The following is a 23925-nucleotide window of genomic DNA, read 5'->3' as shown; positions in this document are numbered from 1 at the left end:
CTGCTTTACTCCGCAAAGTCCCCTTCGGTCTCCTTCTGTACCTTCTTTTCCTGCTGTTTTTCAATAAAATCAGTGACCTTGTCCACCACCTCGGGCACCGTCTCGATGACCCGATCCACTGTGGTGGCTGGAGGCGGAACCACGGGGAGCAGCTTCACACTGCCGTCCTCCCGAATAACCAGGAAAGCCACCGGCTCCAGCTTGGCGCTGGCTGCACTGCCGCCGCCGAAGTTATCCTTCGTCCCACCCGCCTTGGTGGAAAACTCCGCGCCGCCGCCCCCCACGCCAAAGGACATCCGGGAAACGGGGATGAGCGTAACCCCCTCCGCATGAATGGGCGTCCCAATGATGGTGTTGGCGTCCGCCATGGTTTTGACGTGTTCCATGGTAGTCTTCATCAGCTCACTGAGGGGGTTCTTTTTCTCCTGTTCCATAGGTCATGCCGCCTTTCTCTGCTGTCGTTTTATTTTCAGCCGCTTTCTTGCGGCAAGTGCTCCAAACAGTGCCCGGAAGCCCGCCCCCAGACCAATTCTGACCACGGTCCCAATTTGAATGGACAGGGCCGCCGTGCCATACACCGTCATTCCCGGAGCGTTAAAGTCAAGATTGACCCGGGCATTCCCGTCCCGGACCCGGAAGGCCCTGGTCAGAGGATACCACAGTGCCCCCAGGGCGGCGTTGGCCCGACCGTAGAGCATGGCTGCGTCCGCCGGGTCGGGGGAACCGGCTGTCAGCTCCAGCCGCAGCACATCCACCCAAACGCCCCGCAGTATCCCTCCTGCAGCATCCAGCGCCACCGGCAGCAGGGCCTGGGCGTACTCCAGCGCACCGCCGATTTTTTCGTTCAGGGGCGCGGGAGGCTTCTCCTTTTGGGGCTTTTTGGGTTCCTTGGACTTTTTAGTCTTCTTGGGTTTCTTTTCCTTGGGTTTGGCAGGAAGGATTTGAACCCGAAACCGGCCCAGCCGAACCCAGAGGAAAAAGCCCTGGGCATTGAACTCCGCCCAGCCGCCCACACGGACCTGTCCCAGGAGAAACAGGACCAGCGCCACGGCGGCCAGGATATACAGCGCCCTCATGCGCCCTCCGCCGGGGGCTCCGGCTGTCCGCCGGCCTCCGCCGCCGCCGGAGACTCCAGCTGTCTGCCAGCCCTCTCCGCCTCCCGAAGGCGGGCCAGGCTTGCTTCCAGCTCCAGTGCAATCTGATTGCCCTCCTGGGACTGGTTAGGCAGCTCAGGCAGCTCCTCCAGGCTGGACAGGCCAAAAGAGCGCAGGAAGTTTTTGGTGGTTATAAACTGCATCGGCCTGCCCGGCACCGCCAGACGGCCAGCCTCCTCAATCAGCTCCCGCTCCAGCAGCAGACCCATGGTGTAGGAGCTGTCAACCCCCCGCACCTGGTCCACGTAGGCCCGGGTTACCGGCTGGTAGTAGGCAATGATGGACAGCACCTCCAGCGCCGGCTGGGACAGGCGGGCGGGTTTTCGGCCCTCCAGGGTCTTGCGGATATACCCGGCATACTCCGGCGCGGAGCACAGCTGATAGCTGGTGTCCAGCCTCAGCAGACGAATGCCCCGGCGGTCGTAGCTGTACTGGTCCATCAGCCGCTGGGCCACCGCGTCCAAAGTGGGCCGGTCCACCTCCAGACCCAGACAGAGCCGCTCCACCGACACCGGCTCCCCCGCGGCAAACAGGACCCCCTCCAGGGCGGACTCCAACTCTTTCACTTCCACTGGGGGCGCCTCCTCTCTCCGTCCTGGGCTTCTAATCATTTTCTGAGGTAAATTCAATCTGCCCCTCCTCCTGAGTTGAGGTGACGGTACAGTCCGACTCCGTCCCCGCCAGCAGCAGACGGCGGGCCTTACATAGCTCCAACACCGCCAGGAAGGTGGCCACCACCTCCGACCGGCTGCGGCTCCCCTGAAACAGGGCTCTGAACCGGGTTACGCCGAACTGGACCAGCCTGTGAAGGATCTCCCCCGCCTTGTCGGACACAGGGTAGGGCTCCCGGCCCACAATGCCCTGAAAGGCGGCCATGGGCGGGGGCAGCTTATTGTCCGACCGGCTCAGCACGGCGGTGATGGCCCGCAGCAGGTCCTTCTTGTCGTGGACATAGCGGTAGGTCTTATCCGGCTGGACCACCTCGGGCACCTTGGTCAGATAGTCCTGGCCCACCCGGTAGCGGCTGTCCAAAGCGGGGACCACCGCCTTGATCTTCAGATAGTTTTCATTGCGCTGGTGGGCCTCCAAAGTGGCAATGAGCTGTTCCATCTCGCTCATAGCCTCTTCATCGTTGATGGACAACAGCATCCGGGTCTTAATAAACACCAGGTGGGAGGCCATGGTGACAAAGTCGCTGGCCACCTCCAGGTCCAACTCCCGCCGCTGGTTCATCCACTCCATGTACTGGTCTAAAATCAGAGATATCTGAATGTCCTTAATTTCCAGCTTGTTTTTGCTCAGCAGATGAAGGATCAGGTCCAGGGGCCCCACAAAGTCCTCCATATTCTCCTCTTTTGCCTTCACCACCCCTTCCAGGCGGTAAATGGGTGCCTCCAAGGGCCCACCTCCCCATTTTAGGATGAACGTTCCAATTATTATACCAGTTTATCTGAGAAAAGACAAGTTAAATTCCATCTGGGCATAAAAAAAGTAACCGCCGCCCTTGAGGGGTGACGGTTACAACTTCTCAACGAACCCGGGACAGCAATTATTGCTCAATTCCTGTGAGAATAGCTCCCAGCAGCTCCTCCCTGCCGGTCCCCTTTTCTGCGGAGAAGGGAATGAGGGTATCCTCCTCCCTCAGCGCCAGAGTGTCCCAAATGACCTGGAGGTTGGGCTCGATCTCGCTCTTTTTCAGCTTATCCAGCTTGTTGGCCACGACGACCAGAGGGCACCCCGTATCCCGGAACCACCGGGCCATGGTGCAGTCGTCGGCGGTGGGCTTGTGCCGGGCGTCCACAATCATTACCCCCAGGGTCAGCAGGTCGGGCCGGGAAAAATAGTCCTCCATCAGCTTGCCCCACCGGTCCCGCTCCGCCTTGGACACCTTGGCGTAGCCATAGCCGGGCAGGTCCACCAGGTAGAAGGTCCTGTCAATACTGAAATAGTTCACATGGATGGTCTTCCCCGGCGCGGCCCCAACCCGGGCGAAGTTCTTCCGGTTGAGCAGCCGGTTAATCACCGAGGACTTGCCCACATTGGACCGCCCGGCAAAGGCCACCTGGGGCAGGCCGTCCTGAATGAAGTTCTTCGGCGAGACGGCGGACAGTACAAACTCCGCCTTTTGCAGGTTGACAGTCATCCTTCCCACCTCACTGGATCATCTGGGAGCTGCCCTCCGCCGGGGACGCAGGGGGAACAGGGGGCAGCTCCTGGGCCTTTTGGGCACGCCCCCGCTTTCTGGGGAGCGCTGCCGGTTCCATAGGACGGTTCAGGGCGGCCTCCAGCACCTGGTCCGCCCGCTCCACCAGAACAAACTGGAGCGCCTTGCGGACGGTCTGGTCGATCTCCTCCAAATCCTTGGCGTTCTCAGCGGGAATGATAACCGTCTTGATGCCGCTGCGGAAGGCGGCCATAGTTTTCTCCTTGAGTCCCCCGATGGGCAGGACCCGTCCCCGCAGGGTCACCTCCCCCGTCATAGCCAGCCCCCGGCGCACAGTGGTCCCGGTGAGGGCGGACACCATGGCAGTGGTGATGGCGATGCCGGCGGAGGGCCCATCCTTGGGAACGGCCCCTTCAGGGAAATGGACGTGAATGTCCTTCTCCTTGTAGAAGTCGGCGGGGATGTTCAGCCGCTCGGCCTGACTGCGGATAAAGCTGAGGGCGGCGTGGGCCGACTCCTTCATCACGTCCCCCAGGTTGCCGGTGAGCTCCACCTTGCCGGAGCCGGGGACCACGTTGACCTCCACCTCCAGCAGCTCGCCCCCCACGGAGGTCCAGGCCAGGCCGTTGACCACGCCAACCCACTCCTCCAGGGCCCGGCGTTCCGGGTGGTAGCGGGGCACGCCCAAATACTCCTCCAACTCCTTCTCGGTGACCTTGAGGGCCTTTGCCTCCTCCGACACCACCTTCATGGCGGCCTTGCGGCAGACAGCGGCCAAGCGGCGCTCCAACACACGGACCCCCGACTCCCTGGTATAGGCGGCAATCATCTCCCGCAGGGCCCCGTCAGACACCTTCAGCTGTGCCTTGGTCAGGCCGTGGCGCTTCAGCTCCTTGGGCAGCAGATGTCTCTTGGCAATCTGCACCTTCTCCTCATCGGTGTAACTGGACAGCTCTATGACCTCCATCCGGTCCAGCAGGGGCCGGGGAATGGTCTCGGTGGTGTTGGCGGTGGTGATGAACATGACCTGGGACAGGTCGAAGGGAATCTCCAAAAAGTTGTCTCGGAAGGTGGAGTTCTGCTCCCCGTCCAGCACCTCCAACAGGGCAGAGGCCGGGTCCCCCCGGTGGTCGCGGCCCAGCTTGTCAATCTCGTCCAGGAGGATCAAAGGGTTGCAGCTCTGGGCCTGGTTGATGGCGCTGATGATCCGCCCCGGCATGGCCCCCACATAGGTCTTCCGGTGGCCCCGGATCTCCGCCTCATCGCTGACACCGCCCAGAGAGATGCGGGCCAGCTTCCGGTTCATGGCCCGGGCCATAGACATGGCGATGGAGGTCTTGCCAACCCCTGGCGGGCCCACCAGGCAGATGATCTGTCCCTTCAGCTCGGGGGCCAGCTGGCGCACTGCCACAAACTCCAGGACCCGCTTTTTCACCTTGTCCAGGCCGAAGTGGTCCTGGTCCAGCACCTTGGCCACGGCGAACACATTGGCCTTCTCCCTGGTGGTCCTGCCCCAGGGCAGCTCCAGGCAGATATCCAAATAGTTGCGCAGGACGGTACTCTCCGAGGAGCTGTAGGACTGCTTGGCCAGCCGGTTCAGCTCCTTATTCAGCTTCTCCCGCACCTGGTCGGAGAGATGGGCCCGGGCAATCTTCTCCCGGTATTCCTCAATCTCGTCAGCATCCTCCCCCAGCTCAGACTGGATGGCCTTCATCTGCTCCCGGAGGTAGTAGTCCCGCTGGTGGACACTCATCTGCTCCCGGGCCCGCTCCTGGATCTCCTGGTCCAGGGAGAGGATCTCCACCTCCCGCATCAGCAGACTGTAGAGCTTCTCCAGCCGTTTGGCGGGACGCAGCTCCTCCAGAATCATCTGCTTATCGCTGTTGCGCATAGGGATGTTCTGGGCCACATAGTCGGCGATGTGCCCCGGGTCCTGGCTGGCCAGCACGTGGATCATCAGGTCGGGGGACAGCTTGGGGGACAGCTCCGCGTAGTCCTGGAACAGCTCATAGGTGGATCGCATCAGTGCCTCTGTCCTGGCGCTCCCCCGGGCCGGAGGATCGGAGACCTGAATCTCCTGCACCTCCGCCTCCAGGTGGGGCTGGGTCCGCACCAGCTGGAGCAGACGGCCCCGGGCCTGGCCCTCCACCATAACCCGCACGTTGTCGCCGGGCATCCGCAGGATCTGGCGGATATTGGAGATGGTCCCCACCTGATACAGGTCCTGGGTCCCCGGCTCCTCCACCGCAACATCCTTCTGTCCCACCAGGAACACGGGGCTCCCGGCGGTCATAGCCGTCTCCAGCGCCTTGACGGAGGCCTCCCGGGCCACTTCAAAGTGGATCAGCACATTGGGGAACACGGTCAGTCCCCGCAGAGCGATGGCGGGCATAGTGGCGGTTTGGAGAATATCCCATTCTTTACTCATGGTCCTTCACTTCCTCTCGGGGAATTTTCTGTTTCCTCTCTGGGCGGGGTGAAACAGCAGCGCTTGTGGCAACGGGGCAGGACAGACGCCCCGCTCGGTTGGGGCGGGGCGTCCATTTGTTTTCATCAGCCGGCTCTGCCCCGGCCCCGACTGGCAGGCCGTTCTACCTGTAGAGTAGCCTTGCCCAGCTTGGGGCGCTGGGTGCGCTCCGGGTCCCGGGTCAGCTGGGGAGGCTCCCCGTCCTCGACACACGCCCCGGTAATGGTCACCTTGACAATGGTGGGATCGGAGGGGATGTCATACATGATCTGATTCATTACCTCCTCCAGAATGGCCCGCAGGCCCCGGGCGCCGATCTCCCGGGCCACCGCCCGACCGGCTACCGCCTCCAGGGCCTCCTGGGTAAACTCCAGCTCCACCTCGTCGTAGTCCAGCAGCACCTGGTACTGCTTCACCAGAGCGTTCTTGGGCTCGGTGAGGATACGCACCATCTGTTCCCGGTTCAGGGATTCCAGAGTTGTGACCACCGGCATACGGCCCACCAGCTCAGGGATGATGCCGTACTTCAGCAGATCCTGGGGCTGGATCTCCTGCATCAGCTCGCCCACGTTGCGTTCCTTCTTGCTCTTGATCTCCGCGCCAAAGCCCAGAGACCGCCTGTCCAGCCGGTGCTCGATGATCTTGTCGATACCGTCGAAGGCACCGCCGCAGATAAAGAGGATGTTGTGGGTATCGATCTGGATAAACTCCTGGTGAGGGTGCTTCCGCCCGCCCTGAGGGGGAACGTTGGCTACAGTGCCCTCCAGGATCTTCAGCAAGGCCTGCTGAACCCCTTCGCCGGACACGTCCCGGGTTATGGAGGTATTTTCGCTCTTCCGGGCGATTTTATCCATCTCATCAATATAGATGATGCCCCGCTCCGCCAGCTCCACATCGTAATCGGCAGCCTGGACCAGACGCAGAAGGATGTTCTCCACATCGTCGCCCACGTAGCCCGCTTCCGTGAGGGTTGTGGCGTCGGCAATGGCGAAGGGCACCTTCAGAACCCGGGCCAGGGTCTGGGCGAAGAGGGTCTTGCCGCAGCCGGTGGGGCCCATGAGGAGGATGTTGCTCTTTTGCAGCTCTACATCCTCCGCCCCGCCGAAGTAGATGCGCTTATAGTGGTTGTATACCGCCACCGACAGTGCCACCTTGGCCTTCTCCTGGCCGATGATATACTGGTCCAGGACGGCATGGATCTCCTTGGGCGTGGGGATGGCATCGGGGATCTCCCCTAAAAACTGGTCCTCCTCGTCCAACAGGGAGTCCGCCCCCATGGCCTCCATACAGAGGCTGACACACTCGTTGCAAATATAGACGCCCGGACCGGCGATCATCCGCCTCACCTGGTCCTGGTGCTTGCCGCAGAAGGAGCAGCGCACCCGTCTCTCGTCATTGATTGCCATTGGAAACACCTCATTTATGTCCGGACTGGCTGTCCGGCTGCTGGTAATTACCGCTTATCGATCACCTTGTCGATCAGGCCATACTCCATGGCCTCCTGGGCGGTCATAAAGTTGTCCCGCTCGCAGTCGGCGGTAACCACCTCAATGGATTTGCTGGTATTTTCGGACAGGATCTGGTTCATCCGCTTCTTGATAATCTCCAGACGGCGCAGATGGATGGCCATATCGGTGATCTGACCCTGGGTCCCGGCGGAGGGCTGGTGGATCATAATCTCGGCGTTGGGCAGGGCCAGCCGCTTGCCCTTGGCCCCCGAGGACAGCAGGAAGGCCCCCATGGAGGCGGCCATTCCGATACAGATGGTGGACACGTCGCACTTGATATACTGCATGGTGTCGTAAATGGCCATCCCCGCGGTAACGGAGCCGCCGGGGCTGTTAATATAAAACTGGATATCCTTGTCCGGGTCCTGGGCCTCCAGATACAGCAGCTGGGCCACAATCAGAGAGGCAGTGGTGTCGTTGACCTCCTCCGACAGCATTACAATGCGGTCATTGAGCAAGCGGGAGAAAATATCATAGGACCGCTCGCCCCGGTTGGTCTGCTCTACTACATAGGGAACTAAACTCATGGTAATACTCCTTTTTTCAGTTGGGATACCAGATTATACCCACTCGTCGGGAAAATCATTCCGTTTCACAGACACGTGCGCCCGGGGCGGCTGCCACCGCCCCGGGACGTATGGTAATTTACTCTTCAGCGGACTCCTCAGTCTTCTCAGCGGGCTCCTCGGCCTTCTTCCTGGTCCGGGTGCGCTTGGGCTTCTCCCCGTCCTCTCCGTCCTTCTTGGCGGGCTTCTTCTTGGTGGCCTTGGCGCTGGACAGCACCAGCTCGCTGGCCTTGCGCAGAGACAGGTCGCTGCGCAGGGCATCGGGGGAGATAATGGCTCTCACCTGATCGGCGGGCATATTGTACTGCTCGCCCAGCTTGACGATTTCCGCTTCAAACTCCTCATCAGAGACCTGAATGTTCTCTGCCTTGGCCACAGCGGTGAGGGCCAGCTCCATCTGGACCTGCTTCAGGGCGGCGGGCTTGGCGGAGGCGCGCATCATCTCCACGCTCATGCCCATCATGCCCAGGTAGTCCTCCATGCGCATTCCCTGGCTCTGGAGGCGCATGGCGTAGTCCTCCATCAGCCGGTCGGTCTGAACCTCCACCATGCCGTCGGGGATCTCGCACTCCATGTTCTCCACCAGCTGCTCAATCACGGCGTTCTCAAAGTCGCTCTGGGCCTGGGTCTTCTTGCGCTCCAGCAACTTGTCGCCCAGATCCTTGCGGAAGTCGGCCAGAGTCTCGAACTCCGACACGTCCTTGGCAAACTCATCGTCCACCTCGGGGGCCTGGGACTCCTTCACCTCGTTCACCTTCACATGGAAGATGACCGCCTTGCCTGCCAGCTCGGCGTGGTAGTCCTCGGGGAAGGTGATGTCAATATCCTTCTCCTCGCCGGCCTTCATACCAATAACCTGCTCCTCAAAGCCGGGAACGAACATACCCGCGCCCAGCTTCAGGTCGTAGTTCTCGCCCTTGCCGCCCTCGAAGGGGGTCCCGTTGTCAAAGCCCTCAAAGTCAATGACTGCGGTGTCGCCCTTCTTGGCCTTGCGCGTGACGCTGACCAGGCGGGTGGCCCGGTCGATGTAGGGCTTCAGCTCGCCGTCAATGTCCTGATCGGTGACCTTGGGCTCCTCCTTGTAGGCGGTAATGCCCTTGTACTCGCCCAGCTTGGCCTCGGGCCGGACGGAGACCAGCGCCTTGAAAGTAAAGCCGTCCTTGCCCACCTCCACAATCTCCATCTTGGGGTAGCCCACGTCGTCCAGCCCCTGCTCCTTCACGGCCTCGTCATAAGCGGCGGGGTAAGCCTCGTTGATGGCGTCCTCGTAAAACACGCTGGCGCCGTACATCCCCTCAATGATCTTCCGGGGGGCCTTGCCCTTGCGGAAACCGGGGACGTTGATCCGTCCGCGGTTTTTCAGATAGACCTTCTGGATGGCGGCCTCGAACGCCTCAGCCTCCACCTGAATGGTGAGCTCGACGGTGCTCTTTTCTTTCTTCTCAACACTGGTGACCTTCATTTGTTAATTTCCTCCTGTCGGCCCTGCAAGCCGCTCCCGCAGCGGGGCCGTTTTACTTTTGCCACGATATTTTATCAGATATGCGGCGGTTTGAACAGTCTTATTTTGAAATTTCCCTGAATTTTTCCTATTTTATTTTTGGCAGAGCCCAGAATACGGCATTTTGACGGGATTTCGCCCCTCTAAAGGAGACACACCGGTCGAAATCCCACATAGTCTGCAGCCACCAGCCGGTAATCCACCGCCCCCTGCCGCCCGGTAACGGCCAGCCGGTGGCTCCCGCCGTGGAGGTGGCCGTAGCAGCAGAGGGTCACGCCGTACCGCTCCAGCAGGTCAATAATCTCCTGGCAGCGGTAGCCCTGGTACAGGGGCGGGTAGTGGAGAAAGCACAGCTTCTCCCTGTCCCCCGCCGCCTTCAGGGACGCCTCCAGCCGGATCAGCTCCCGGTTAAAAATTTTGGCGGAGTGCTCCCCCCGGTCCTCCTCATAGAACCAGCCCCGGGTCCCGCACAGGGCGGTGTCCCCGTAGAAGTGGCAGTTGTTGTGGAGGATATCCAGAGTGGAAAAGCCGTTGTCCTGAAAAAAACTCTTCATCTTCGCAGCGGTCATCCACCAGTAGTCGTGGTTGCCCTTGAGCAGCAGCTTGCGCCCCCCGGGCAGGGCGTCCAAAAAGGCGAAGTCCTCCCGGGCCTCCTCCAGGCTCATGCCCCAGGACACATCGCCGCACACCACCACCGTGTCCTCCGGACCCACAATCTGAAAGCCCTCCCGCAGTTTGTCCACGTAGCCCGTCCAGCCTCCGCCGAACACATCCATGGGCTTGTCGCTGCCCAGGGACAGGTGGGTATCTCCAATGGCGTACAGGGACATAGGCTTACTCCAACAGAGACAGCACCGCATCCACCATACGGCCCTTCTCCACTACCTGAGTGAAGCGGACCTGCTTGTCTCGCAGTCCCGCCAACGGGGCGGGGGCGGGCTGACCGGTCTTGGCGGTGAGCTGGTCCAGGGCGTCCAGACCGGAGGCGATGCCGGTCTCTCCCAGGGCCTCCAACACGCTGGAGCAGAACTTGAAGGGGCTGGCGGTGGAGGCCACGATGGCGGGGGTGTCGTCCCCTGTCTCTCTCCGGTACTGCTCCAGAGCAGAGAAGGCCACAGCGGTGTGGGTATCAATCAGATAGCCGTGTCTGCCGTACGTCTCCCGGATCATCCGCTGGGTTTCCCTGTCGTCGCAGCAGTAGCCCTTAAAGCGCTTTTGCAGCTTGTCCTTAACCCGGTCGCTCACCTGATACCGGCCCACATCGCTGAGCCGGGCCATGTAGTGCTTCACCTCCGCCGGGTCCCCGGTGAGGGAGTACAGCAGCCGCTCCAGATTGGAGGAGATGAGAATATCCATAGAGGGGGACATGGTGTTGTAGAACGTCCGGTTCCGGTCGTAGACGCCGGAGCTCAGGAAGTCGGTGAGCACATTGTTGCGGTTGGAGGCGCAGATCAGCTGGTCGATGGGCAGGCCCATTTCGCGGGCGTAGAAAGCGGCCAAAATATTGCCGAAATTGCCGGTAGGCACACAGATATTTACACTCTGACCGGGGGCAATCTTTTCGTCCCGCAGCAGGTCGCAGTAGGCAGAGATATAGTAGACGATCTGAGGCAGGACCCGGCCCCAGTTGATGGAGTTGGCAGAGGAGAAGAAGTAGCCCCGGCGCGCCAGCTCCCGGCGGAGCCGCTCGTCGGAGAAGAGCCTCTTTACGCCGGTCTGGGCGTCGTCGAAGTTGCCCACCACGGCGGCTACCCCCACGTTGCCCCCCTCCTGGGTTACCATTTGCAGCTCCTGGACCTGGGAAACCCCGTCCTTAGGGTAGAACACCAAAATTTTAGTCCGGGGCACATCCTTAAAGCCCTCCAGGGCCCCTTTGCCCGTGTCGCCGGAGGTGGCCACCAGAATGCAGGCCGTCTTGTCCTCCTCTGTCTTCACCAGGGAGGCGGACAGCAGGTGGGGCAGCATTTGCAGGGCCATGTCCTTAAAGGCGCAGGTGGGGCCGTGCCACAGCTCCAGACAGTGGGTATTGCCGTCCAACGTGTGTACCGGAGCCACCGCCGGAGAGTCAAATTTGTCCGGTCCGTAGGCGGCGTTCGCGTAGTCGGTAAGCTCCTTGACGGTGAACTCCTCCAGAAACATCTTCATAATGTACACCGCCCGCTGCTGATAGGCCATGGATTTGATGTCCTCCAGCGCCTTGCCGGGCAGCTTGGGGATATAATAGGGCGTCAGCAGGCCGCCGTCCTTGGCCAGTCCCTGGGCGATGGCCTGGGAGGCGGAATATTGCATCGAAGTGTCCCGTGTACTGATATAGCGCATAGCTAATCCTTCCATTCTTTTGTTGTGGACGGCCTGAACCGCCCCGCTTTTCTGATACAGTATTATGCCAGCTTTTTCCCCGGAGGTCAAGGGATTTTGTGCTCAAAAGGCGTTTTTCCAGTGGCGCAATTCGGGGGATTTTGTCTGAATGCCCTGGGGCGCGTAAATCTCCACCACGTCAAAGCGGGGTTGGAGGCCGGTGGGGTGCTCCGCCAGATAGAGCTCCGCCGTGGTGCGCAGCTTCCTCTGCTTGCGCTGGTCCACACAGGCGGCGGCGGTGCCATAGGTGTCGCTCTTGCGCAGTTTCACCTCTACAAAGCAGAGATAAGTCCCATCCTCCGCAACCAGGTCCAGCTCCCCGAACCGGCAGCTCCAGTTGGCGGCCGTAATGGTGAAACCCTTGTCACGCAAAAATGCTGCCGCCTGGTCCTCCCCCCAGCGGCCCAGCAGACGGCTGGCCTGTCCGCTCACGGCTCCTCCACCTCCGCTTTCGGCAGCTCTGCCCCCTTCAAAAAGGTGCGCCGGTGGATGGGACTGGGGCCGTATTGGGCCAGCAGCTCATAGTGGAGCTTGGTCCCATAGCCCTTGTGCCGGTCAAAGCGGTACTTGGGGTACTGCGCCGCCATTTCCACCATAAACAGGTCCCGGCTCACCTTGGCCAGGATGGACGCCGCCGCAATGGAGGCCGACAGGCTGTCCCCCTTTACCAGACAGCGGTGGGGAGTGGTAATGGCGGCCCTCTTCCCCTGGTCCCGGTTGCCGTCGATGAGGGCGAAGTCCGGCCTCTGGGACAGGCCGTCTATGGCCAGCTGCATGGCCTTCATCCGGGCGCTGAGGATATCCGTCCGGTCAATCTCCGCCGCGTCCACAAAGGCCACCGACCAGGCCAGGGCCCTCTCCTGGATGACAGGGAAAAGTACTTCACGGCGCTTTTCGGTCAGCTTCTTGGAGTCGTCCAGCCCGGGCAGCTCCACCCCCAGAGGCAGGATCACCGCCGCCGCATACACCGGCCCCGCCAGCGGCCCCGCCCCCGCCTCGTCGCAGCCGCAGACCAGTCCCCAGCCCTGGGAGATGGCCTCCTGCTCATATTGCCAAAGATCCATAGTCACCCCTCCTTCCAGCGTTCCAGGTCCTCGAACCAGTGCCACAGAAAATCGTAGTCGGTCAGCCGCTCATGGATCAGCTTGATCTGGTACGTCTCCTCAAATTCCGGGATCAGAGAGCCGCAGAAGTACCACTCCAGCAGGGTCCTGAAGTCCGGGGCACAGGGAAAGCCGCCCTCCGCCCAGCAGGCCTCGTCCCACTCCTCGTCGTGGGGAAAGGACACCAGAGTCCAGGTCCTCACGTCCCCCTCCCTCACCTGCTCCAGAGGCTTGGACAGGTCCCAGAGCAGCCAGTCGCTGTCCCAATTTCCAACCGGCAGATATTTTCCATACTGCTCCGGCGCGGCCCGATAGGAGTCTGGAAAACAGCCCCTCGCGCGGCTGCGAAATTCTTCCATCTGCCCGTCCATGATCCCGCCAACCATTGTGTTCAGGCTGATGGGACACAGATTCAATTCATCGTTGGCCCCCCAGAGGCTGTCGTGGAAGCTGTAGTCCATCTGGTAGGACTGGAGAAAGGCCCGGTAGAGGGAGGGCAGCTTGAGCTGATACCGCTCCTCGAAGGCGGCAATCTGTCCGTCCGTGACCCCGGTGGGCACCAGGCCGGTCTTTTCAAACCAGCCTCGGGCCGCCAGCGTCTGAAAGGCCCGCTCCACAAATTCTTTCTCCTCTTGCACTGTCCCCCTCCTCATTTTTCCGGCACCTCCAGGGTAAACCGCCCCAGCTTCCCGCCCCGGTACTCGTCCAGCAGGACCCGCGCCATACGCTCGGTGTCCAGCTCGTTGCCGGAGACCCGCATCCCCCGCTTGGCGGCAGCGGCCTGGAGCAGACGGTAGCCCCAGGCCACGTCGTTCTCCCCTTCTTCCCGCCCGGGGACCTGGCTCAACTTGTAGGTGTCCAGCAGAGCCTGGGGATAGCGCTCCCCCAGCAGGGTCATAAAGTGACAGCCCAGAGTCTCCACATCCATGATCTCGTCCTTCACCGCCCCCGTAAAGGCCAGACTCATGCCAGTCTGCTCGTCCTCAAACTTGGGCCAGAGAATGCCCGGGGTATCCAGCAGGTCCAGCCCCTGGTCCACATGGACCCACTGCTTCCCACGGGTCACGCCAGGACGGTCGCTGGCCTTGGCCGACTTCTTTTTAGCCACCTTGTTGATGAAGGTGGACTTGCCCACGTTGGGCACCCCCACCACCATGGCCCGCACCGGACGGCCCACCTGGCCCTTCTCCCGCCAGCGGGCAATCTGCTCTCTGAGCACTCCCTGGATGACCTGGGAGAACTGATTGACGCCTCGGCCGGAGCGGGCGTCGGTCTCCAGAACCGAGTAGCCCTGACCGCAGAAATAGGCCGCCCAACGTTTGTTCTGGGCGGGGTCGGCCTGGTCCGCCCGGTTCAGGACGACGAGCCGGGGCTTTCCGGCGCAGATGGCGTCAATATCCGGATTGCGGCTGGACTCGGGAATGCGGGCGTCGATGATCTCCACCACCACGTCCACCAGCTTCAGGTCGGCCTCAATCTGCCGCCGGGTCTTGGTCATATGACCGGGGTACCATTGGATGTTCATAATGTCCCCTCCTTTTTGATTTCGGCCAGGGTGCCCTCAATCTCCTGAAATGCCTCCTGGAACCGCGGAGCTTCCCACCTCTGCCGCGCTTCGTCCAGCAGCTGCTCCGCCTGGCTGTACTCCTTGTTCTGGATGGCCGCCAGTATATCCAGAATTGCGATGTTGCCGCTGTACAGCCCACCCTATTCGCTGGGGCTCAAAAATGCTTTGACTGTCACGGTACAGCATCAGGGCCTTCTCCCCCTGCCCCGTTTGAAAATAACAGGTGCAGAGATTCAGTCGGCAGACCGTCTTCACCGCCGTGCCCACCAGCCCCCTGTCTGAGAGCCCCTCCAACAGCTCGATGGCTTTGTCAAACTCCTTCAGGTCAATATACCCGGCGGAGAGGTTCATCATCAAAATATTTCTCAAGTTCTGCCCCTTGGCGGTTTTCAGAAGCTGCTCCACTCCGGCAATGTACTCCCGGGGCTTTTGGGCCTCCAGCAGCGGAACCAGCCTTTGCATCTTCTTCTGGTAAAAAACATTGTAGACCACATTGACCAGCACCGCCCCCAGCACAACCGCTGCCGCTGTGACCCAATACCAGCGCAGGAACACATCCCGGTCAATGTGCAGCGCCTTTTGAAGCACGACTGACACCAGACCGATGCACACCCCAATCGCAATGATCTTCCAAAGCCGTTTCATCCGCTCCGTCCTTCTTTCAGAAATTTGTAAGAAATATGAAAACTTTTTTGTAAGAAACGTCTGCTATCCTCTCCCTGTAAATTTTTCCAAGGAGGGAATCACATTGAGCTTTTTCACATTAAAAACTGTTGCCCTGCTGTCCATGCTGTGGGACCACGTCACCTACGTCTGGCCCCTGGCCCTGACGCTGGAAGTCCTGTTCTTCCCCGACGTGTCAGAATCCATCCCGGCGCTGCTGGTCCTCCAGCGGGCCACCGACTACCTGGGCCGCATCGCCGCCCCCATCTTCCTGTTCTCCATCGCCAACGGCTACCGCCACACCCGCAATTTCAACAAATACGCCCTGCGGCTGCTGGTCTTCGCCTGTCTGGCGGAATACCCTTATTATCTCCTGTTCGGCTTCCACGGCAACATCATGTTCACTCTGCTCCTGGGCCTGCTCACCCTGCGGCTGATGGACTGGGGCAACGGGAAGCGGACAGGGCTGGGGTACGTCCTGGCGGTGGGCCTTGTAATCCTGGCCCACCATTTCAGGCTCACTGAGGGCGGCGGACGGTACATCCTGTTCATCCTGGCCTTCTACCTCACCGAACAGTGGCCGGTCCGGAAAAAGGTCCTGCTGTGGCTGGTGCTCATGCCCCTGTTCCGGTATGGGCTGATCTGGGAGTTTTTCGCCGAACAGCTGTTCACCTACCCCTGGTTCCATATGCTGTGCATCAACGCGGTGGGCCCCCTGCTGGGGGTTGCCTTCACCTTCTTCTACAACGGGAAGAAGGGCCCCGCCTTCCCAGGGGACAAATATCTGTGGTATGTCTTCTACCCCGCCCATCTCCTTCTGCTGGGGCTGGCGCAGAGGGCAATGCTGGGGGTATGACCTTACATCGGCCTTAAATTTTGGTTGAGCCTGTCCACCATCCAGCCGAGGCGGCTTTTGCGTCCGGCGTCGGTCTTGGCGTCATAGTAGGCCCGGGCATAGGTCTTTCGCACCGACGGGGGCATGGCCTGGAAATTTGAACAAGCGGGCTCATGCCCCTCCAGCAGTGCAGCTACGAAGGCGACCTGTTCCTCGGTAAGTCCCATCAGGTCCGGCGCGTCCCACTGGCCGTTTTCCTTGGCCTCCTCTATTTTCGCCCGGCCAAAGTCAGTCATAAGCCCCTGCTTTTCCAGGTCCTGGACCAGCGCCTTGTTTTTCTCTGACCACTTGCTTTTCTGCCTGCGCTGAGAAAAATATTTCTTATAGGCTTTATCGTCTATTTTTTCCATCCGCCCGTCAATCCAGCCGAAACAGAGGGCCTCCTCCAGCGCTTCCCCTGCCTTTAGGGTTTTCGGTCCACCGGCCTTGCCGAATAAGAGCCAAATGCCGGCGTTGGTTGTACAGTGCTCTGAAAGCCAGTTGCGAAAAGCTTCCCGGCTAGCAAATTCCATGATATCGCTCATCATACCTCCGCCTTTCCTTCTTCCTGCAATTTAAGAAAAAGCAGCGGCTTACGCCGCTGCTTTTTTGAATCACAGCAATTCCTTGACCTTGGCGGCCTTGCCCACGCGGTTGCGCAGATAGTACAGCTTGGCGCGGCGCACCTTGCCCCGGCGGACCACCTCCACCTTCTCCACAGTGGGAGAGTGCAGGGGGAACACCTTCTCCACGCCGATGCCGTAGGAGATACGGCGGACGGTGAAGCTCTCCTCGATGCCGCCGTGCTTCTTGGCGATGACGGTGCCCTCGAAGACCTGGATACGCTCACGGTTGCCCTCTTTTACCCGCAGGTGAACCCGGACGGTATCGCCAATGGACACCTTGGGGGGCTCGGCCTTTGTGTACTTCTCGGTAAATGCTTTCATCAGATCCATGGTTTACTTCCTCCTGTTATATAGGCGTTCATTCCGGCTCTTGTCTCACTGGCAGGGACGCCGCAGAGGACCGCCCGTTATTCAGACCAAAGCAGTATACCACAGGAAATACCAGATTGCAAGTGTTTTTTACACTGCGCTGTAAATTTCCCGGTGAACCCGGGACAGGACCACGGTCACCTCCGGAAAGGTCTCGGCCAGCCGCCGGACCAGGGGGGCGCACACCACGTTCTCCGTGGGGAAGTGGCCGGCGTCCATCAGGTTCAGCCCCAGGTCCCGGGCGTCCAAGAAGTTGTTATACTTCAAATCGGCGGTGACAAAGGTATCGCACCCGGCGGCCAGGGCGTCCTCCATCATGGACCCGCAGGCCCCGCCCCCTACGGCCACCTTCCCCACGGGCTTTCCGCCGTCCACAAAGCGCACCGAGGCGGAGCCCAGCTTCTCCTTGACGAAAGCGGCGTACTCCTCCGCGGACAGGCCGGGCCGGTGGACCGTCCCCACTCTGCCGATGCCGTAGGGGCGGCCCTGCTCGTCCACTCCCGCCTGGCACAGCTGGCCGATGTCGCTCAGCTCCAGAATCCGGGCCAGACAGCCGTTCACACCTCCGTGGGCGGCGTCCAGGTTGGTGTGGGCGCAGATGGCGGCGGTCTGGTTCTCTGCCAGCGCCAGCAGAACCCGTCCCACGGGGCTCTCGTCGGTGACCGACTTCACCGGATGGAAGATGACCGGGTGGTGGGACACGATCAGCTCCGCCCCCGCCTGGGCCGCCTCCCGGGCCACCTCCAGTGTGATATCCAGGGCCACCAAAATTTTTGTGACCGCCCGGTCCCTCCTCCCCACCAGAAATCCGGCGTTGTCGAAGTCCTCTTGGGTCGCAAAGGGGGCAATCTGGTCCATAAATTGATAAATATCCTTTACCGCTGCCACTGTTCCCACTCCTTTTTCATCTCAACGAGGCCGCTTCGGACCTCCTCCAGCGCCCAGCGGCGGGAGGCGGTTTCCTCTCCCCGCGCCCGGGCCATCCCCTCCAGCGCCCGCCCGGTCCGGGCGATCCACTGGTCCAGCCACTCCCCCCGCAGAGGGGCGCCGGTGTTTTTTCCCGCCCACAGCTCCGCCGGACGCAGGGGGGCCATCTCCCCCGCCCGCACCAGCAGGGCGGTGTAAAGGGTCTCCCCCTCCTTCGCCAGCCGCTCCTCCTCAATTCGGAAACCGCTCCTCTGGAGCCAGTCCCGCAGCTCCGGCATGGAGGACATGGGCTGAAGGACCAGCACCTTGTCCTCCATCGGGCCATCTCCCAGCCACCAGTCCGGGGCCCAGCAGGCGCTCTTCAGGATGTGAACGATGGTCTCTCCGCCCATGCCGGCGATGACGATTATGTCCGCTTCTCTGGGGTCCACCGCCGCCAGGCCGTCGCACAGGCGGAAGTCGATGTCCTCCCCACAGCCCGCCTCCCGGGCGGTCTGCCGGGCCCGGTCCAGGGGGCCCCTGCGCAGGTCGGTGGCGATGATGTAGGCGAACTGCTCCCTGTGCTCCTGGAGCAGCCAGGCCGGCAGGTAGGCGTGGTCGGTGCCCACGTCCACCAGCCAGCCGTTTTTTTTCTGCTGGGCCACCATATCCGCCACCATTTGCAGGCGGGGGGACAGATGTATGGTTTTCAAGGGGGCGCACCTCCTTTTTCAGAAATAAAAGGCCCTCCAGCCGCGCCGGAGGGCCGTACCTTACTGGGCAATCATCTCGTTGACCTTGGCCAGCAGCTCGTTCACGTCCACGTCATGGACCATACAGGCCTGCTCCACCGTCTCGCCCCGGGAGGCGGGACAGCCCAGGCAGTGCATCCCGATATCCATAAAAATCGGGGCGGTCTGGGGTGCGATGGTCAGGATATCGCCGATAATGGTGTCTTTGGTAATGGTCATAATAAAATTCCTCCGTTTTTTAACTCTCAATTGCCAGTTTTTCTCCAGAAAACAAGGGAAATTGAGGCCTTCTGATATGGGATGGGGATAGTATACCCTATCAGTCATGTTTTTGCAACGAATTTTTTTCTTTCCTTTGGGAAAAACCCGAGTTATAATCAGGTGATTTTTCTTGAAAAGGATCTGATACCATGGACAACCCAACACACCCCGCCGCGGAGCGGCTGCTTCCTGTCGCTCTCCTCACCCTCTCCGGCGGGCTCCAGGACACCTACACCTATCTCCGGCGGGGCCGGGTGTTCGCCAACGCCCAGACAGGCAACATCGTCCTTCTGGGGCAGAGCCTGTTTGACGGAGACTGGAGCCGGGCCGCCCGCTACCTCTTCCCTGTGCTGGCCTTCGCCCTGGGGGTCGGTGCGGCGGAGTGGCTCCGGGTCCGCCTGCCCCATTGGCAGAGGCGGGTGCTGGTCTGGGAGATTCTCCTGCTGTTTCTGGTGGGCTTTATCCCCCACTCGCTGGACCAGCTGGCCAATGCACTGGTCTCCTTCTCCTGCGCCATGCAGGTCCAGGCTTTTCGGAAGATGGAGGGCTTCGCCTTTGCCAGTACGATGTGTATTGGCAATCTACGCAGCGGCGTGGAGGCCCTGTGCGCCTTCCTGCGCACCGGAGACCGCCAGGAGGCCCGAAAAGCCCGGCTGTACTTTTTCGTAATTCTCCTGTTCGCCCTGGGGGCCGAGATTGGCAGTCTGGCTGTGGAGCTGCTGGACCTGCCCGCCATCTGGCTGTCCTGCGCGCTGCTGTTCCTCAGTGTACTGCTGCTGCGGTAAACTGGCAGGAAAACGTGCGCAATTGCCTGTTTTCCCTGGTGGACTCTGCCGCCCTGATGGTGTAAACTATGGGCAAAGGAGGAATCACGATGAATTTAGGAAATCATTTATCTCTTGCGCGCAGGAAAAAGGGACTTTCCCAGGAGGCCGTGGCCGAAAAATTAGGGGTCAGCCGGCAGACCATCTCCAAGTGGGAAACCGATGAGACACTGCCCGATATTCGCCAGTCGAAACGGCTTGCGGTCCTGTACGGCGTCACCCTGGATGAGCTGATTGAATTTGATGTGACTTTGCACGAAATTCAGGAGGTGATCGACCGGACCAGCGAGGAAAGCGCCAGCAAAATCAACTGGACCAAGGCCTGGAGCAAAAAATATCCCATCCTGGCCCAGTATCAGTCGGAGGTAGACGTGTCCCGCTACGCCGAAGCTCTGGACCGGCTGCTGACCGACCTGGAACAGACCTATCAATATGACAGGCTGAACGCCATGCTGGTCCTCAAGGACATCCTGGCCTCGATTTGGAACAGCCGCTCATAAGAGAAAAAGTCCGCCTGACGGCGGACTTTTTTTCCTGGCTTAAAATCAGCCCTGCTCGCGCATCTTGGCGAAGCAGTCGCTGCAATAGACGGGCCGGTCAGACTTGGGCTCGAAAGGAACCTTCGCCTCACCGCCGCAGGCGGCGCACACGGCAGTGAAGTACTCACGGGGGCCGCGGGCGGCGTTCTTGCGGGCGTCACGGCAGGGCTTGCAGCGCTGGGGCTCGTTCTGGAAGCCGCGCTCTGCGTAGAACTCCTGCTCACCGGCGGTAAAGGTGAACTCGTTGCCGCACTCTTTGCATACCAGGATCTTGTCTTCGTACATGGATATTCCCTCTCTTTGACTTTTGCCCGGCACTTGGCCTGGGCGTGTGATATTGCGATCAGCTTTCGCTGGATACGCCGCTAGAAATTTGCTGGGCCGTTTTGCGGCGGATACGCTGAATGGCGTTGTCCACCGACTTCTGTGACCGGCCCACCCGCTGTGCGATCTCTCCGCAGGAGAGGCCGTTCAGGTAGGGGGGTAAGATTTGCGCTTCAAACTTGGATAGCCGGCCCTTGAGCGCTTCCAGGCGCTCTTTCCGTTCCTCTCTGCCAATCACCACGTCCTCTGGGTTTTCGGCGCTGGAAGTCAAATATGCGTTGGTTCCGTCAAAAAGAGGGTAGGAAATACTGTGATTTAAAGGCGCGTGTTTACCGCCCTGGGCCGCACGGATGGCGGTATACAGGCGGCTGCGGATACAAATCTCCGCATAGGTTCGAAACGCGGCGTCCCGCCCGGGGTCAAAGCCCCGGATTGCCGTGAGCAGGCCCAGCATACCCTCTTGAATCAGGTCTTCACTGTCTCCCCCTGCCAAAAACAGGGGGCGCGCACACGCGCGAACCAGCCAGCCGTACCGGCAGACCAGCTCTGTTTCGGCCTGGGGAGAACCCTGGGCGGCGCTCAGGCATAACGCCTCGTCTGAGGAATGGTTGGATTTCTCTTCCATAATATCCTCTCGATTATCTTCCATAATAAACAAAATGTTCAGATTTGTCAAGTGTTTTCCCGAAAAAGTTTGTTTAAATTTTCCAGTCGTCCCGATTTCCGGCTAAAACAGTGCATTTCGCTCACATTTCCCGGATTAAATTGGCCAGGCGCTGGGCAGTTTCCTCAGCGGTCTGCTGAGTTTTTGCCTCCACCATGACCCGCATCAGGGCCTCGGTGCCCGAGGGGCGGACCAAGATACGGCCCTCGTCGGACAGAGCTTCCTCCTCCCGGGCGATGGCCTGGGCCAGGAGAGGGCTGGCCATTGCGGCTTTTTTGGCGTCGTTGTCGGCCACGGGGATGTTGATGAGCACCTGGGGATACCGTGGGCAGGCGCTGAACACCTCCGACGCTTTTTTGCCGCTCTCCTTCAGCAGGGCCAGGATCTTCAGCGCAGTGAGCTGGCCGTCGCCGGTGGTGGCGTGCTCCAGGAAGATCATGTGGCCCGACTGCTCGCCCCCCAGCCGGTAGCCCTTTTCCAGCATCCGCTCCAGTACATTGCGGTCGCCCACGTCGGTACACTCCAGCTTTATGCCGTGGTCCTTGGCGTAGAGGTGGAAGCCCAGGTTGGACATGACGGTGGCCACCACGGCGCCGCCGGGCAGCTCTCCCCGGCTCTGCATATCCAGTCCGCAGGCCGCCATGATCTGGTCGCCGTCGATCAAACTGCCCAGCTCATCCACTGCCAGACAACGGTCGGCGTCCCCGTCGAAAGCGATGCCTATGTCGTAGCGGCCCGCCTTCACCATGGCGGCCAGGGCGTCCATGTGGGTGGAGCCGCAGTGGTCGTTGATGTTGATGCCGTCAGGGTCGGCGTTGATGACATCGGTGCGCAGCTTGGAGAAGCGGCCAAAGAGGCGGGCGGCGGTGGTGGAGGCCGCCCCATTGGCGCAGTCCACCAGAATGCGCAGGCCGCCCAGGGTTGAGTCGATGGTGTCCTCCAGGTGGTCTATGTAGTCCTCCGACGCCTTGGGGGCCGCGTAGCTCACCTTGCCGATGTCCGCCCCCGTCTTCATGGGCACGTTGTTGGAACCGAAGAGAACGATGTCCTCGATTTTCTCCTCCAGCTCGTCGGACAGCTTGAAGCCCTGGCCGTTGAAGATTTTAATGCCGTTGTGCTCGAAGGGGTTGTGGCTGGCCGAGATGACAATGCCCGCGTCCGCCTCCGCGTCCACTGTGACCCAGGCCACGCCGGGGGTGGGCAGGGTCCCCAGGTCCAGCACGTCCGCACCGGCGGTACACAGCCCGGAAATCAGGGAGCCCTTCAGCAGGTCGCCCGAGATGCGGGTGTCCTTGCCTATGGTCACCAGCGGCTTGCCCCCCTTCTTTTTGGCCAGCACCGTGGCCGCCGCCAGCCCCACCTTGTAGGCCAGGTCCGCGTCCAGCCCGGCGTTCACAACCCCCCGGATGCCGTCCGTTCCAAATAACTTGCCCATGCTGATGTTACCTTCTTCCATTGTCGTTCTGTGCCCTCGCCGGGCGGGCCTTCTTTTTCTCTGAAGAGAAAAAGAAGCAAAAAGAGACTTTTGCGCAAAACTTCGTTTTGCTTCTGGGCTCTATTTGGGGGACGCTGAAAGGAAATAAGCCCCCGCACAGTAGATGTCTTCAAAGTCAACATGCAGACGGAAGTCTGTGCGCTCTAATACGTTCTGGTACGGTATGATCTGCTTTTCCAGTGTTCCGTTCACCTCGTCAATGTCAATAACGATAGGCGGCAGATCGCTCAGCCTTTCCCCCAGTTCCGCCGGAAGCTTGTCTTTGAGATGATCCAACACCGCCTGGGTTGCGTCGCCCTGGTAGCAGCCCAGCAGCAGGCACTCCCCCCGCCAGGCCGACAGATACAGCGCCAGCGGCTCCTCCTCCAGCGCGCCCTCCTGCCGGATGAAATCCAGCCATTCCTCCAAGCTCTGGACAAAGAGCATGGTCTGGAGCACGGAGGCGTACTGGTGGTAAATTGTCTCATACTCCCCCCTGGAAAGCATCTCCTGTATCCTTTTCACATCTTCACGGACCTGTGCGCTCATATCATCATCCTCCTTCCTGAACCCTTCGGGAGCTTACCTGTTGACCTCCCGCTTGTCGGTTCGGCCCAGAAGATAGTCGATGCTCACATTGAAATATTCCGCCAGGGCGTACAGACGGGGGACGTCCGGATAGCCTCTCCCCTGTTCATAGCAGCGATATCCGCCATCCGACAGCCCCAGATGGACGGCTACCTCATGTTGTTTTATTCCATTCTCTACGCGAATCGCTTTTAATCGGCGCGGAAATTTTTCCATGAAGCAACTCCTCCCCTCTTGACAGAGAGAGCTTTTTAAGGTATACTAATGTAAGTTTAATTATCACTAACGAAAATTTAATTATTATTTGGAGGTCATTCTTATGAACAAACTATCATCTCTACTGTACAGAAACGAAATACTCGACGCTGAGATTGAGGCCTTCTGTGTCAGCGACCCGGAATATATGCAGATGAAAAAGGAATTTTATCAGGCAGCGGAGAAAATTGCCCGGCAGGTGGGTTTTGATGTGTATGACCGCTTTGAGACGTGCCTCTACGCCTACCTGTACCGCACCGCTGACCTCTATTATCTCTTCGGATTGGACCTTCGTCAAGAGCTTTTGCAAACTTTCCTTTAATTCGTAAAGTATCTTTCGTAGGGTATGACGACTTCGGTCCCCTTTTGAAAGGGGGCAAGCGGCTTCGCCGCTTGTGTGGCCCTGCTCCGCAGGGCC

30 protein-coding genes are annotated in these 23925 nt (G+C 60.3%); 4 read left to right on the top strand and 26 right to left on the bottom strand.

Going from position 1 to position 23925, the window contains the following annotated elements:
• Positions 1–5 precede the first annotated feature (5 nt).
• The 16 genes from D1646_RS08660 to D1646_RS08585 form a co-directional block, all read right to left on the bottom strand.
• Positions 6–434: a spore germination protein GerW family protein gene (locus D1646_RS08660; RefSeq protein ID WP_160636077.1), complete on the bottom strand. Its 429-nt coding sequence runs from the start codon at positions 432–434 to the stop codon at positions 6–8.
• A 3-nt stretch (positions 435–437) separates the two neighbouring features.
• Positions 438–1076, bottom strand: coding sequence for a DUF2953 domain-containing protein (locus D1646_RS08655; protein ID WP_160636076.1), 639 nt, complete (start codon positions 1074–1076; stop codon positions 438–440).
• The gene (gene scpB / locus D1646_RS08650; RefSeq protein WP_160636075.1) at positions 1073–1726 is read right to left on the bottom strand and encodes an SMC-Scp complex subunit ScpB; all 654 of its coding nucleotides are present in this window, start codon (positions 1724–1726) and stop codon (positions 1073–1075) included. Before scpB ends, D1646_RS08655 begins: the two co-directional genes overlap by 4 nt.
• 31 nt (positions 1727–1757) lie before the next feature.
• On the bottom strand, positions 1758–2552 hold the full coding sequence (locus tag D1646_RS08645) for a segregation/condensation protein A (RefSeq protein WP_243154089.1): 795 nt from the start codon (positions 2550–2552) through the stop codon (positions 1758–1760).
• Positions 2553–2703: 151 nt separating this feature from the next.
• Positions 2704–3297: a ribosome biogenesis GTP-binding protein YihA/YsxC gene (gene yihA / locus D1646_RS08640; protein ID WP_160636074.1), complete on the bottom strand. Its 594-nt coding sequence runs from the start codon at positions 3295–3297 to the stop codon at positions 2704–2706.
• A gap of 10 nt (positions 3298–3307) precedes the next feature.
• Positions 3308–5746, bottom strand: coding sequence for an endopeptidase La (lon, locus tag D1646_RS08635; protein ID WP_160636073.1), 2439 nt, complete (start codon positions 5744–5746; stop codon positions 3308–3310).
• A 125-nt stretch (positions 5747–5871) separates the two neighbouring features.
• On the bottom strand, positions 5872–7191 hold the full coding sequence (clpX, locus tag D1646_RS08630) for an ATP-dependent Clp protease ATP-binding subunit ClpX (protein WP_160636072.1): 1320 nt from the start codon (positions 7189–7191) through the stop codon (positions 5872–5874).
• Between the two features lie 47 nt (positions 7192–7238).
• On the bottom strand, positions 7239–7820 hold the full coding sequence (gene clpP / locus D1646_RS08625; RefSeq protein ID WP_160636071.1) for an ATP-dependent Clp endopeptidase proteolytic subunit ClpP: 582 nt from the start codon (positions 7818–7820) through the stop codon (positions 7239–7241).
• 118 nt (positions 7821–7938) lie between these two features.
• Positions 7939–9321 (bottom strand): trigger factor, encoded by a 1383-nt coding sequence (gene tig, locus D1646_RS08620; RefSeq protein ID WP_160636070.1) that lies wholly within the window; start codon positions 9319–9321, stop codon positions 7939–7941.
• A 182-nt stretch (positions 9322–9503) separates the two neighbouring features.
• Positions 9504–10190, bottom strand: coding sequence for a metallophosphoesterase (locus D1646_RS08615; protein ID WP_160636069.1), 687 nt, complete (start codon positions 10188–10190; stop codon positions 9504–9506).
• Positions 10191–10194: 4 nt separating this feature from the next.
• Positions 10195–11679: a threonine synthase gene (thrC, locus tag D1646_RS08610; protein ID WP_160636068.1), complete on the bottom strand. Its 1485-nt coding sequence runs from the start codon at positions 11677–11679 to the stop codon at positions 10195–10197.
• Between the two features lie 102 nt (positions 11680–11781).
• Complete coding sequence (locus D1646_RS08605) at positions 11782–12150, bottom strand: YraN family protein (RefSeq protein WP_160636067.1); 369 nt, start codon at positions 12148–12150, stop codon at positions 11782–11784.
• The gene (locus D1646_RS08600; RefSeq protein ID WP_160636066.1) at positions 12147–12782 is read right to left on the bottom strand and encodes a ribonuclease HII; all 636 of its coding nucleotides are present in this window, start codon (positions 12780–12782) and stop codon (positions 12147–12149) included. Before D1646_RS08600 ends, D1646_RS08605 begins: the two co-directional genes overlap by 4 nt.
• A 2-nt stretch (positions 12783–12784) precedes the next feature.
• Positions 12785–13459 (bottom strand): SMI1/KNR4 family protein, encoded by a 675-nt coding sequence (locus D1646_RS08595; protein ID WP_160636065.1) that lies wholly within the window; start codon positions 13457–13459, stop codon positions 12785–12787.
• A gap of 11 nt (positions 13460–13470) precedes the next feature.
• Positions 13471–14346: a ribosome biogenesis GTPase YlqF gene (ylqF, locus tag D1646_RS08590; RefSeq protein WP_160636064.1), complete on the bottom strand. Its 876-nt coding sequence runs from the start codon at positions 14344–14346 to the stop codon at positions 13471–13473.
• Positions 14347–14382: 36 nt separating this feature from the next.
• Complete coding sequence (locus D1646_RS08585) at positions 14383–15033, bottom strand: tetratricopeptide repeat protein (RefSeq protein WP_160636063.1); 651 nt, start codon at positions 15031–15033, stop codon at positions 14383–14385.
• A 103-nt stretch (positions 15034–15136) separates the two neighbouring features.
• On the opposite strand from D1646_RS08585, the gene D1646_RS08580 reads away from it, so the two are divergent.
• Positions 15137–15907 (top strand): TraX family protein, encoded by a 771-nt coding sequence (locus D1646_RS08580; protein WP_160636062.1) that lies wholly within the window; start codon positions 15137–15139, stop codon positions 15905–15907.
• Between the two features lie 2 nt (positions 15908–15909).
• Here the strand turns inward: D1646_RS08580 and D1646_RS08575 are convergent, their stop codons facing one another.
• From D1646_RS08575 to D1646_RS08555, 5 genes are all read right to left on the bottom strand, one after another.
• Positions 15910–16470: a YdeI/OmpD-associated family protein gene (locus D1646_RS08575; protein ID WP_160636122.1), complete on the bottom strand. Its 561-nt coding sequence runs from the start codon at positions 16468–16470 to the stop codon at positions 15910–15912.
• Positions 16471–16539: 69 nt separating this feature from the next.
• Positions 16540–16881, bottom strand: a complete 342-nt coding sequence (rplS, locus tag D1646_RS08570; protein ID WP_160636061.1) for a 50S ribosomal protein L19 — start codon at positions 16879–16881, stop codon at positions 16540–16542.
• A gap of 129 nt (positions 16882–17010) precedes the next feature.
• The gene (locus D1646_RS08565) at positions 17011–17808 is read right to left on the bottom strand and encodes a Nif3-like dinuclear metal center hexameric protein (protein WP_160636060.1); all 798 of its coding nucleotides are present in this window, start codon (positions 17806–17808) and stop codon (positions 17011–17013) included.
• The gene (locus D1646_RS08560) at positions 17796–18539 is read right to left on the bottom strand and encodes a class I SAM-dependent methyltransferase (RefSeq protein ID WP_160636059.1); all 744 of its coding nucleotides are present in this window, start codon (positions 18537–18539) and stop codon (positions 17796–17798) included. The genes D1646_RS08565 and D1646_RS08560 overlap by 13 nt, the downstream gene beginning before the upstream one ends.
• Before the next feature lie 60 nt (positions 18540–18599).
• Positions 18600–18797: a DUF1858 domain-containing protein gene (locus tag D1646_RS08555; RefSeq protein ID WP_201754603.1), complete on the bottom strand. Its 198-nt coding sequence runs from the start codon at positions 18795–18797 to the stop codon at positions 18600–18602.
• A 191-nt stretch (positions 18798–18988) separates the two neighbouring features.
• On the opposite strand from D1646_RS08555, the gene D1646_RS08550 reads away from it, so the two are divergent.
• Both D1646_RS08550 and D1646_RS08545 read left to right on the top strand, forming a co-directional pair.
• The gene (locus D1646_RS08550; RefSeq protein ID WP_160636058.1) at positions 18989–19624 is read left to right on the top strand and encodes a YoaK family protein; all 636 of its coding nucleotides are present in this window, start codon (positions 18989–18991) and stop codon (positions 19622–19624) included.
• A gap of 68 nt (positions 19625–19692) precedes the next feature.
• On the top strand, positions 19693–20163 hold the full coding sequence (locus tag D1646_RS08545; protein ID WP_347565168.1) for a helix-turn-helix transcriptional regulator: 471 nt from the start codon (positions 19693–19695) through the stop codon (positions 20161–20163).
• Between the two features lie 45 nt (positions 20164–20208).
• Here D1646_RS08545 and D1646_RS08540 read toward each other — a convergent pair whose 3' ends face one another.
• The 5 genes from D1646_RS08540 to D1646_RS08520 all read right to left on the bottom strand — a co-directional run bounded on the left by D1646_RS08540 (position 20209) and on the right by D1646_RS08520 (position 23468).
• Positions 20209–20487 carry a zinc-ribbon domain containing protein gene (locus D1646_RS08540; RefSeq protein ID WP_120394207.1) on the bottom strand — a complete coding sequence of 93 codons (279 nt, stop codon included), beginning with the start codon at positions 20485–20487 and terminating at the stop codon, positions 20209–20211.
• Positions 20488–20545: 58 nt separating this feature from the next.
• Positions 20546–21151 carry a sigma-70 family RNA polymerase sigma factor gene (locus D1646_RS08535; RefSeq protein ID WP_160636056.1) on the bottom strand — a complete coding sequence of 202 codons (606 nt, stop codon included), beginning with the start codon at positions 21149–21151 and terminating at the stop codon, positions 20546–20548.
• A 121-nt stretch (positions 21152–21272) separates the two neighbouring features.
• Positions 21273–22625 (bottom strand): phosphoglucosamine mutase, encoded by a 1353-nt coding sequence (gene glmM, locus D1646_RS08530; protein ID WP_160636055.1) that lies wholly within the window; start codon positions 22623–22625, stop codon positions 21273–21275.
• 120 nt (positions 22626–22745) lie between these two features.
• A complete protein-coding gene (locus D1646_RS08525) occupies positions 22746–23213 on the bottom strand; it encodes a hypothetical protein (protein WP_160636054.1) in 468 nt (155 codons plus the stop codon).
• Between the two features lie 33 nt (positions 23214–23246).
• Entirely contained in the window at positions 23247–23468 is a 222-nt protein-coding gene (locus tag D1646_RS08520) for a helix-turn-helix transcriptional regulator (RefSeq protein ID WP_160636053.1), read from the bottom strand.
• A gap of 103 nt (positions 23469–23571) precedes the next feature.
• Between D1646_RS08520 and D1646_RS08515 the strand changes: the two genes are divergently transcribed.
• Positions 23572–23829: a hypothetical protein gene (locus D1646_RS08515; protein WP_160636052.1), complete on the top strand. Its 258-nt coding sequence runs from the start codon at positions 23572–23574 to the stop codon at positions 23827–23829.
• Positions 23830–23925 lie beyond the last annotated feature (96 nt).

This window comes from Pseudoflavonifractor sp. 60, from assembly GCF_009911645.1.
Classification (GTDB): domain Bacteria; phylum Bacillota; class Clostridia; order Oscillospirales; family Oscillospiraceae; genus Lawsonibacter.
Note: the sequence above shows the minus strand (reverse complement) of the source record. Positions and strands in the feature narration are given on the sequence as shown.